This window comes from Acidovorax delafieldii 2AN (genome assembly GCF_000175235.1).
In the GTDB taxonomy this organism is placed as follows: domain Bacteria; phylum Pseudomonadota; class Gammaproteobacteria; order Burkholderiales; family Burkholderiaceae_C; genus Acidovorax; species Acidovorax delafieldii_B.
The window spans coordinates 1-6712 of record NZ_ACQT01000193.1; the positions used below are offsets into that span (position 1 = coordinate 1).

Below are 6712 nucleotides of genomic sequence, written 5' to 3' on the forward strand. Positions count from 1 at the left end.
AGCGGGTTGTTCAGCGGTGTGCGGGGTGCGAAGTCTGCAAACGGGGCGGAGGGCTGCGTCATGGCGGTGTCTTTCAGGGATTTGGCGGGGCCCAACACGGGGGAAAGTGTTGGTTGGGCGCGTTATTGGCGATGATCCTTGGGTTCGTGATGAATAAATGGTTGAAAATTGGCGTTATCAACAAATAAATCACTAATAAAAATGCCAGAAGAAACAGAACTAGACCGGATTGATCGAAAAATTCTGTCAATCCTGCAGGAAGACGGCCGCATTGCCAACCTCAAGCTGGCCGAGGCCGTGGCCCTGTCTCCCACGGCCGTGCTGGCGCGGGTGCAGCGCCTCACGCGCGACGGCTACATCCTGGGCTACGAGGCCCGCTTGAACCCCCTGAAGCTGGGGGCAGGCATGCTCGTCTTCGTGGAGGTGCTGCTGGACCGCACCACACCCAACGTGTTTGACCAGTTCAAGGCCGCTGTGCAGGTGCACCCCGAGATCATGGAATGCCACATGGTGGCGGGTGGGTTCGACTACCTGCTCAAAACGCGCTCGGCCGACATGAATGCCTACCGCGTGTTCGCCGGCAACGTGCTGTGGCAGTTGCCGGGGGTGCGCGAAACGCGCACCTACGCCGTGATGGAAGAGGTCAAGCACAGCAACCACCTGCATCTGCGATGACTTGCCGCTGCAGATGCGCTTCAGGCGTTGGTGGCGCACGGCCATCGCCGCATAATGGATTGGGTGTGAGCCAGACCGAGGAGAAGAACATGTCCGCATTGCGTTACGCTGCCCTGGCCTTGGTGGCCGCTGCTGCCAGCCAGTCGGCTATGGCCGCCTGCTACCGGGTGTATGCACCCGATCATGAAATCGTGTACCGCGCGCCGGTGCCGCCAGTCGATTTGTCGCGCGAGATCCACGAAACCCTGCCGCTGGTGGCACCGGGGGGCACGCTGGTGTTTTCGCTCGACAGCGAGGGCTGCGAGATCACCGTCAACAAGCTGCCTCTGGCATCGGTGCAGCAGGTCCGGCAGAACAGCGGCCGGCCGGCCCGCGCCGACCGGGGCTGACTGGAACTGTCCGGGGTTGGCGCCGGGGCATGCGGCCCGGCGTGCCCGCGGCCTGAGACAATCAAGGGATGAGCGAACCCAAAGAACTATCCCCCTCGTTTGAGCCGACTGAGCAGAATTCCCAAGGCGACCTGCCTGAGGGCTGGCTGCAGGTGCAGTCCATGGACCTCGACGCCCAGGGTGTGGCCCGCAAGCCCGACGGCAAGGTCGTTTTCATTGATGGTGCCCTGCCGTCCGAGCTGGTCACCGCCAACACCCACCGCAAGAAGAACAACTGGGAGCAGGCCAGCCTGGTGGCAATCCACCGCGAGTCGTCGCAGCGCGTGCGCCCCGGCTGCCCCCACTTCGGTCTGCATGCCGGTGCCTGTGGCGGCTGCAAGATGCAGCATCTGCATGTGGCTGCCCAGGTGGCCGTCAAACAACGGGTGCTGGAAGACAACCTCTGGCACCTGGGCAAGGTAAAGGCAGAAACCCTGCTTCGCCCCATCGAAGGTCCGGCCTGGGGCTACCGCTTCCGCGCACGCCTGGCCGTGCGCCACGTGATCAAGAAGGGCACGGTGCTGGTGGGCTTTCATGAGCGCAAGAGCCGCTACGTGGCCGACATGGTGCAGTGCCCCGTGCTGCCGCCGCACGTGGACGCAATGCTGATGCCGCTGCGCGCACTGATCGCCAGCCTGGATGCGCGCGATACCTGCCCGCAGATCGAGCTGGCCTGCGGTGACACCGTGACCGCACTGGTGCTGCGCCATCTGGAGCCGCTGAGTGCGGGGGATATCGCACAGCTGCGAGCCTTCGCGGCCAAGCACGGTGTGCAGTGGTGGTTGCAGCCCAAGGGTCCCGACACGGTGAAGCTGCTGGATGAAGGCGGTGAGCAACTGTCGTACGCGCTGCCCGACTTCGGCATCACCATGCCGTTCAAGCCCACGGATTTCACCCAGGTGAACCCGCACATCAACCGCGTGCTGGTGTCGCGCGCTCTGCGTCTGCTTGACGTGCAAAAAAGCGAGCGCGTGATCGACTGGTTCTGTGGCCTGGGCAACTTCACGCTGCCCTTGGCGACCCAGGCGCGCGAAGTGCTGGGCATCGAGGGCAGCGAAGCCCTGGTGGCACGCTCGCGCGAGAATTACGCGATCAATCAGGCTGCAGCGCAAGGTCAACGGCCGCTGGCTGCTACTGAATTCGTAGCGCGCAATCTGTTCGAGATGACTCCGGAGATGCTCGTGGCCGATGGCGCTGCCGACAAATGGCTGGTCGATCCACCGCGCGAAGGCGCTTTTGCGTTGGCCAAGGCGCTGGCAGACATTGAGCAGGCGCGCATCGGTGCCGAAGGCGCCGACCCCCTGCCTGCGGGGGCCGAGGGATGGACGCCACCCCAGCGCATCGTCTACGTGAGTTGCAACCCGGCCACGCTGGCGCGGGACGCGGGCTTGCTGGTGCACTTGGCGGGCTACAAATGCACGGCGGCAGGCATGGTGAACATGTTTCCGCACACGGCCCATGTGGAAAGCATGGCGGTGTTTGAACGGGCGTGATGGCCCGCCTTGTAGCGGCGCAGCCCAGAGGGTGCGCCGTCGCAAGGGGATGACCGGGCCTGGCTGCCCGTGATGGAATGCGGCATGGGCGCGACCACCCGTTGGCGGGGTGAAGGACGCGCCCAACGTGCGCCCTCAGGCGTGAGTGACGGTCGCCCTTGGGTGACCACAGCCCTTAACTGCGGCTGCGGCTGGCGGCCGTTTCGCGGGGCTCTGCGTTGTCGCTGCCGTCCGGGCGGGCGCCTGAACGCTCGGGTTTGTCGACCTTGCCCAAGATCGAGGGCGTGCCCTCGATCTTGTTTTCGCGCATGTAGGCGTCCATGTCCTTCCAGCCCGCGAACACCGACGCCTTGGCGGCCTTGGGGTTGAGCGTGTAGCAGTCTTCCAGGCCGCGCAGCGCGTGCCGGCACGCGCCGCCGATTGCCTTGGCCTCGGCGTCGCGCTGGGCGATGCGGGGGTCAGGGCCCAGGCCGGGGATATCGCAGCCGGCCAGCAGCAGGGCCGCTGCGACCGCCAGCAGGCGCAGTTGCGTTGGGGATGGTGTGGGATACATGTACTTGCATTATCGGCAGCCCCGGCGCGCTATTGAGGCTTGTCCCCCAGGCCAGATCAAGAAAAAAGGCCCCTTGCGGGGCCTTGGATGGGGCAAAGAGGTGCCGGAGCAGCTTGTCAGTCGCGCTCGCCGCCCATCACACCCAGCAGGGCCAGAAGGCTCTGGAACACGTTGAAGATGTCCAGGTACAGGGCCAGCGTGGCGCTGATGTAGTTGGTTTCGCCGCCGTCCAGAATCTGCTTGAGGTCGTACAGCATGTAGGCGCTGAAGATGCCGATGGCCGCCACCGAAATCGCCATCATGCCGGCCGAAGAGCCCACGAACACGTTGATGACGGCGCCGACCATGAGCACCAGCGCACCCACCATGAGCCATTTGCCCATGCCCGACAGGTCGCGCTTGATCACGCTGGCCAGGCTGGCCATCACGAAGAAAACGCCCGCCGTGCCGGCGAACGCCGTCATGATCAGATCGGTGCCGTTCTTGAAACCCAGCACCATGCCGATCAGGCGGGACAGCATCAGGCCCATGAAGAAGGTGAAGCCCAGCAGCACCGGCACGCCAGCGGCCGAGTTCTTGGTCTTCTCGATGGCGAACATGAAGCCGAAGGCGCCGCCCATGAACACAATGAGGCCGATGCCACCGCGCAGCGACTGGGTGATGCCCGTGGCCACACCGATCCACGCGCCCAGCACCGTGGGCAGCAGGCTCAGCGCAAGCAGCCAGTATGTGTTGCGCAGTACCCGATGGCGCTGCTCTTGCGAAATGCCGTAGCCCGCAGAGTGGCCCAGGGTGGTGACTTGGTCATTCATCGTGTGTCTCTCCTAGTTGGCCTGCATGGCGCAGGCCGTTGGATTCTAGGTGGCGACGCTTTGACGAAAAGCAATAACCGCATCCGGTAAGACACTTTAGGTCATTATTCTTTCGCCCCAGGCGGGGGCACTGCAGTCTGCGGACTACCGCTATGCTTTCGCTTTTTTCAACGGGGGCGACCCCCTTCCCACCCCGCAGGGCAACCATGAAAACCAAGCACGAACTCGAACTGGCCGACGTGAAGAAGGTGGCCGCCGCCGCCGAAGCCGAGGCATTGAAGAACCAATGGCCCGTGACGATCGCCATCGTGGACGACGGCGGCCACCTGCTGTGGCTGCAGCGGCTGGACGGTGCAGCGGCCGTATCGGCGCACATTGCGCCCTCCAAGGCCCGCACCGCCGCCCTGGGCCGCCGCGAAAGCAAGGTGTACGAAGACATCGTGAATGGTGGTCGCACGGCGTTCCTGAGTGCGCCCACCATCGACGGCCTGCTCGAAGGCGGTGTGCCGATCCTGAAGGACGGCCAGTGCCTTGGCGCGGTGGGCGTGAGCGGCGTCAAATCGACCGAAGATGCGCAGATTGCGCGCGCTGGCATTGCGGCCCTGGGGCTTTGATATAGCCGCCTGACGCTGCTTTTTTGATAGCATTAGGCGCAAGGCTGTCAAGCGCTAGAGGTCGAAAACCTCCTAAACAATGAAAAACCGGCCCTGGGCCGGTTTTTTTTATGGCGCCGTGTTGTGCCAGCGTGCAGCGGTGAAAAAAAGCCTGGCTACGCGGGGCTCCCCGTTGGCTGGCAAAACGACCCTGGCGGACTTGTGGCAAGTCCGGGAGTCGCCCCACGATGAAACTCTTGGGCGATGTGCCAGCCCTCGCGATGTGCCGGCTGGCCGGCCGCGCACCAGGCTGGCGCGCATGTCTATTTGGTCAAGATGAGCTTGCCGAGCTTGGTGGCCTGCAGGCGGTAGACCGATCCGTTGTGGCTGATGGCCACGGCCTTGTGTCCTTGCAGCAGCGTGCTGCTGTCCACCGCTGCGGCAGCCCCTTCGGCGGACGCTGGGGGCTCGGATGGGGTTTGCGACGGGCCGGTGGGACGCAGGTCATTGGGCTGTGGAGCTTGCATAAGGGATGAGGGTGCTTTTTCGTTGGTTATATTAATGATAACGATTCGCAATTACAAGTCAAGCGATTTGGGGGAATTACCGGGCGTGGCGCTGTGCGGAAATAGAAATCGGGGTGGTAAGGGAGGGGGCAAGGTTATGGCTGCCTTTCGCGCCCTCCCTCCCAGGTCACTGTGGTTCGGTCACGAAGCCGATTTTGCGCACGCCCGCGCGCTGGGCTGCTGCCATGGCCTGGGCCACGCGCTCGTAGCGCACTTCCTTGTCGCCCCGGATGTGCAGGTCGGGCTGGGGCTGCTTGGCGGCCTCGGCTTGCAGGTGGGCGGGCAGTTCGTCGTCAGCAATCTGCTGGCCGTTCCAGAAATACTGGCCATCGGCCGCCACCGACAGGCGCACCGTTTCGGGCAGGATGTTTTCGGGCTGGTTGGTGGCCCGGGGCAGGTCCACGTTCACGGAGTGTTTCATCACCGGCACGGTGATGATGAAGATGATGAGCAGCACCAGCATGACGTCGACCAGCGGCGTCATGTTGATCTCGTTCATCACCTCGTCGGAGTCGTCCTGGGTTCCAAAAGCCATGGCTCAATTGCCTTTCTTCATGGAAAGCACCTTGGCGGGCTCGCCGCTGGTGGACACCCGTGCGCCGGTGACGAAGTAGGCATGCAGGTCGTGGGCAAAACTGTTGAGGCCGTTCAGGATGGATTTGTTGCCGCGCACCAGGGCGTTGTAGCCCAGCACGGCGGGAATGGCCACGGCCAGGCCCAGGGCCGTCATGATCAGTGCTTCACCGATGGGGCCGGCCACCTTGTCGATGGTGGACTGGCCCGAGGTGCCGATGGCCAGCAGTGCATGGTAGATGCCCCACACGGTGCCGAACAGGCCGATGAAGGGCGCGGTGGAGCCCACCGAGGCCAGGATGGCCAGGCCCGACTGGATGCGCGCCGTGAATTCGTCAATGCAGTTGCGCAGGCAACGCGTCACCCAGTCGCTCACGTCCAGGCTGTCGTGCAGGTGGGCCTTGGTGTTGCGGTGGTGGGCCGTGGCTTCGCGGCCTTCGAGCGCCAGGTGGCGGAAGGGGTTGGTCGGGTCGGCGCCCAGCTTGGTCAGGCCCGCGGCAAAGTCTTCGCTGTGCCAGAAATCCTGGGCGGCCCGCGCATGCTTCTTGAACTTGACGATGTCCAGGGCCTTGATGAGGATGACGATCCACGAGGCGAGCGACATGCCCAGCAGCAGGATGGCGACGGCCCGGGTGACGAAGTCGCCCTGGATCCAGACGTTGGCAATGCCGAATTGCGATTCCATGAAAACTCCCTAAACAGTGATTTGGTTATTCGAGAACGAAATTGATCGGCACCAGGTTCCACATGGCCTCCGGCACGCCGTTGCGCTTGCCGGGCACGAAGCGCCAGCGCATCACGGCCTCCTGGGCTTGGCGGTCCAGGCGGTCGTAGCCGCTGGATTTGTTGACTTCCACCTTCTGGGGCAGTCCGTCGGTGCCGATGAGCACCCGCAGCACGACCTTGCCCTGCTCACCCATGCGCTTGCTGATGGCCGGGTAGCCGGGCTTGGGGTTGTTGAGGTAGGCCGCATCGCTCGAAGGCAGTTCGATGCGTGCCGGCGCAGGTGGAGCAGGGGG

The 6712-nt window shown here is 64.0% G+C and carries 10 protein-coding genes; 4 read left to right on the forward strand and 6 right to left on the reverse strand.

Features of this window, described 5'->3' with window-relative positions:
- The first annotated feature begins 201 nt into the window (after nucleotides 1–201).
- The 3 genes from ACDELDRAFT_RS17260 to rlmD all read left to right on the forward strand — a co-directional run bounded on the left by ACDELDRAFT_RS17260 (nucleotide 202) and on the right by rlmD (nucleotide 2596).
- A complete protein-coding gene (locus ACDELDRAFT_RS17260) occupies nucleotides 202–675 on the forward strand; it encodes an Lrp/AsnC ligand binding domain-containing protein (RefSeq protein ID WP_005799238.1) in 474 nt (157 codons plus the stop codon).
- 89 nt (nucleotides 676–764) lie between these two features.
- Nucleotides 765–1064 carry a hypothetical protein gene (locus ACDELDRAFT_RS17265; RefSeq protein ID WP_005799239.1) on the forward strand — a complete coding sequence of 100 codons (300 nt, stop codon included), beginning with the start codon at nucleotides 765–767 and terminating at the stop codon, nucleotides 1062–1064.
- 68 nt (nucleotides 1065–1132) lie between these two features.
- A complete protein-coding gene (gene rlmD, locus ACDELDRAFT_RS17270; protein ID WP_005799240.1) occupies nucleotides 1133–2596 on the forward strand; it encodes a 23S rRNA (uracil(1939)-C(5))-methyltransferase RlmD in 1464 nt (487 codons plus the stop codon).
- Nucleotides 2597–2771: 175 nt separating this feature from the next.
- Here the strand turns inward: rlmD and ACDELDRAFT_RS17275 are convergent, their stop codons facing one another.
- The gene (locus ACDELDRAFT_RS17275) at nucleotides 2772–3149 is read right to left on the reverse strand and encodes a hypothetical protein (protein ID WP_005799242.1); all 378 of its coding nucleotides are present in this window, start codon (nucleotides 3147–3149) and stop codon (nucleotides 2772–2774) included.
- 116 nt (nucleotides 3150–3265) lie between these two features.
- Nucleotides 3266–3961, reverse strand: coding sequence for a Bax inhibitor-1/YccA family protein (locus ACDELDRAFT_RS17280; RefSeq protein ID WP_005799244.1), 696 nt, complete (start codon nucleotides 3959–3961; stop codon nucleotides 3266–3268).
- A 206-nt stretch (nucleotides 3962–4167) separates the two neighbouring features.
- Between ACDELDRAFT_RS17280 and ACDELDRAFT_RS17285 the strand changes: the two genes are divergently transcribed.
- Nucleotides 4168–4575 (forward strand): GlcG/HbpS family heme-binding protein, encoded by a 408-nt coding sequence (locus ACDELDRAFT_RS17285; protein ID WP_005799245.1) that lies wholly within the window; start codon nucleotides 4168–4170, stop codon nucleotides 4573–4575.
- Nucleotides 4576–4877: 302 nt separating this feature from the next.
- On the opposite strand, the gene hemP is transcribed toward ACDELDRAFT_RS17285, so the two are convergent.
- The 4 genes from hemP to ACDELDRAFT_RS17305 form a co-directional block, all read right to left on the reverse strand.
- Nucleotides 4878–5081: a hemin uptake protein HemP gene (gene hemP / locus ACDELDRAFT_RS17290; RefSeq protein WP_005799246.1), complete on the reverse strand. Its 204-nt coding sequence runs from the start codon at nucleotides 5079–5081 to the stop codon at nucleotides 4878–4880.
- Nucleotides 5082–5247: 166 nt separating this feature from the next.
- The gene (locus tag ACDELDRAFT_RS17295; RefSeq protein WP_005799247.1) at nucleotides 5248–5655 is read right to left on the reverse strand and encodes an ExbD/TolR family protein; all 408 of its coding nucleotides are present in this window, start codon (nucleotides 5653–5655) and stop codon (nucleotides 5248–5250) included.
- Between the two features lie 3 nt (nucleotides 5656–5658).
- A complete protein-coding gene (locus ACDELDRAFT_RS17300) occupies nucleotides 5659–6378 on the reverse strand; it encodes a MotA/TolQ/ExbB proton channel family protein (protein WP_005799248.1) in 720 nt (239 codons plus the stop codon).
- Between the two features lie 25 nt (nucleotides 6379–6403).
- Nucleotides 6404–6712: energy transducer TonB (locus tag ACDELDRAFT_RS17305; protein WP_005799249.1), on the reverse strand; the 309-nt coding region annotated here is incomplete at its 5' end.

Excerpts from the sequence above, each read along its gene's own strand:
- ACDELDRAFT_RS17260 (WP_005799238.1), top strand. The coding sequence starts at position 202 with ATGCCAGAAGAAACAGAACTAGACCGGATTGATCGAAAAATTCTGTCA.
- ACDELDRAFT_RS17265 (WP_005799239.1), top strand. The coding sequence starts at position 765 with ATGTCCGCATTGCGTTACGCTGCCCTGGCCTTGGTGGCCGCTGCTGCC.
- rlmD (WP_005799240.1), top strand. The coding sequence starts at position 1,133 with ATGAGCGAACCCAAAGAACTATCCCCCTCGTTTGAGCCGACTGAGCAG.
- ACDELDRAFT_RS17275 (WP_005799242.1), bottom strand. The coding sequence starts at position 3,149 with ATGTATCCCACACCATCCCCAACGCAACTGCGCCTGCTGGCGGTCGCA.
- ACDELDRAFT_RS17280 (WP_005799244.1), bottom strand. The coding sequence starts at position 3,961 with ATGAATGACCAAGTCACCACCCTGGGCCACTCTGCGGGCTACGGCATT.
- ACDELDRAFT_RS17285 (WP_005799245.1), top strand. The coding sequence starts at position 4,168 with ATGAAAACCAAGCACGAACTCGAACTGGCCGACGTGAAGAAGGTGGCC.
- hemP (WP_005799246.1), bottom strand. The coding sequence starts at position 5,081 with ATGCAAGCTCCACAGCCCAATGACCTGCGTCCCACCGGCCCGTCGCAA.
- ACDELDRAFT_RS17295 (WP_005799247.1), bottom strand. The coding sequence starts at position 5,655 with ATGGCTTTTGGAACCCAGGACGACTCCGACGAGGTGATGAACGAGATC.
- ACDELDRAFT_RS17300 (WP_005799248.1), bottom strand. The coding sequence starts at position 6,378 with ATGGAATCGCAATTCGGCATTGCCAACGTCTGGATCCAGGGCGACTTC.